This is a genomic window from Mesorhizobium sp. M7A.F.Ca.CA.001.10.2.1, from assembly GCF_003998575.1.
Lineage (GTDB): Bacteria > Pseudomonadota > Alphaproteobacteria > Rhizobiales > Rhizobiaceae > Mesorhizobium.
Genome location: NZ_RZQY01000864.1, coordinates 1 through 2,053 on the forward strand (window position 1 = coordinate 1; position 2,053 = coordinate 2,053).

Annotated in this window: 1 protein-coding gene and 2 pseudogenes; all 3 read left to right on the forward strand. The window is 63.8% G+C overall.

Annotation, left to right across the window (positions count from 1 at the left end; genetic code table 11):
* Positions 1 to 532 (forward strand): annotated as a pseudogene (locus tag EN964_RS32760) (NADH-quinone oxidoreductase subunit E); the annotation flags it as partial.
* Positions 533 to 542: 10 nt separating this feature from the next.
* A complete protein-coding gene (gene nuoF, locus EN964_RS32765; RefSeq protein ID WP_127268495.1) occupies positions 543 to 1,847 on the forward strand; it encodes an NADH-quinone oxidoreductase subunit NuoF in 1,305 nt (434 codons plus the stop codon).
* Positions 1,848 to 1,917: 70 nt separating this feature from the next.
* A pseudogene (locus EN964_RS38910) lies at positions 1,918 to 2,053 on the forward strand (NADH-ubiquinone dehydrogenase); the annotation flags it as partial.

Genomic DNA, 2,053 nt, shown 5'->3' on the forward strand with positions numbered 1-2,053 from the left:
GAAGACCGACGCCCCTGAAACCAGCCCGGCATTGAAGACGCCTTCAAAAACCAAGGTCGCGCCGGCGGTTGAAAAGGCGGCGAGCGTTGCCGCGCCGCTGCATTCGGCCGCCAACGCCAACAAGGCGGACTCCAAGGTCGAGCAGGTTTCCAAGCAGCGCAGCGGTCCGATAACCAAGGCCGAGCCGGCATCCGCCTTCAAGGCGCCGGAGGTCAAGGTGCCGGCGGCCAAGCCGGCCAAACCGTCGCTCGGGGACAAAAACCGTCCGGCCGGAATCGATAAACCGGCACAGGTCGACGACCTCAAGCTGATCTCCGGCGTCGGCCCCAAGATCGAGGGCATCCTGCATACGCTCGGCATTTTCACCTTCGCGCAGGTCGCGTCGTGGAAGAAGGCCGAACGCGAGTGGGTGGATGGCTATCTCTCTTTCCAGGGCCGCATCGATCGCGACGACTGGGTCAAGCAGGCCAAGGCGCTCGCCAAGGGTGGCGTCGCCGAATACATCCGCGTCTTCGGCAAGAAGCCGGTCTGAGGGACGAAAAATGCTTCAGGACAAAGACCGCATCTTCACCAATATTTACGGCCTGTTCGACAAGTCGCTGGCCGGCGCGATGGCGCGCGGCGCCTGGGACAACACGCCCGGCATCGTTGCCAAGGGGCGCGAATGGATCGTCAACGAGATGAAGGCGTCGGGCCTGCGCGGCCGCGGCGGCGCCGGCTTCCCGACCGGTCTCAAATGGTCGTTCATGCCCAAGCAGAGCGATGGCCGGCCGAGCTATCTCGTCATCAACGCCGACGAATCCGAGCCCGGCACCTGCAAGGACCGCGACATTCTGCGCAACGACCCGCACACGCTGGTCGAGGGCGCGCTGCTTGCCGGCTTCGCCATGGGCGCGATTGCCGCCTACATCTATGTGCGCGGCGAGTTCATCCGCGAGCGCGAGGCGCTCCAGCGCGCGATCGAGGAAGCCTATGAGGCCAAGCTGATCGGCAAGAACAACACCTCCGGCTATGATTTCGACATCTACATGCACCACGGCGCCGGCGCCTATATCTGCGGCGAGGAGACTGCACTCCTCGAAAGCCTCGAAGGCAAGAAGGGCCAGCCGCGGCTGAAGCCGCCATTCCCGGCCAATGTCGGCCTCTATGGCTGCCCGACCACGGTCAACAATGTCGAATCGATCGCGGTTGCGCCGACCATCCTGCGCCGAGGAGCGGCCTGGTTCTCGTCCTTCGGCCGGCCCAACAATGTCGGCACCAAGCTGTTTTGCATCTCCGGCCACGTCAACAATCCGTGCACGGTCGAAGAGGCGATGTCGATTCCGTTCCGCGAGCTCATCGAGACGCATTGCGGCGGCATTCGCGGCGGCTGGGACAATCTTTTGGCGGTCATACCGGGCGGCGCCTCGGTGCCGCTGGTGCCGGCCGAGCAGATCATCGACACGCCGATGGATTTCGACGCGCTGCGCGACCTCAAATCCGGCCTTGGAACCGCGGCTGTCATCGTCATGGACAAGTCGACCGATGTCGTGAAGGCGATCGCGCGGCTTTCCTACTTCTACAAGCACGAGAGCTGCGGCCAGTGCACGCCATGCCGCGAAGGCACCGGCTGGATGTGGCGGGTGATGGAACGGCTGGTGCGCGGCGAGGCGCAGAAGCGCGAGATCGATATGCTGCTCGACGTCACCAAGCAGATCGAAGGCCATACGATCTGCGCGCTTGGCGACGCGGCGGCCTGGCCGATCCAGGGCCTGATGCGGCATTTTCGCGGCGAAGTGGAGCGGCGCATCGACGAGTTTTCGCGCAATGCGCACCGGGCCGAGCCTGTGATGGTGGCGGCGGAATAGAAGAAAGTTTACGCGGGCGAAAGTCCGCAGCGAAGGGCGGGGCGAACGAAGAAACGACCAGGAGAACTCTATGGCGCCGTATTCGAACCCGCTGATGCCCAATTTGGACCAGATCGAGAAGATGAACCAGGACTTGACCAGGATGATGCCGAAGGAGATGGCCAGCGCCGTCAACCTTTTCGTGCATCCTGTGGCGGGCGTGGGGG

Excerpts from the sequence above, each read along its gene's own strand:
- nuoF (WP_127268495.1), top strand. The coding sequence starts at position 543 with ATGCTTCAGGACAAAGACCGCATCTTCACCAATATTTACGGCCTGTTC.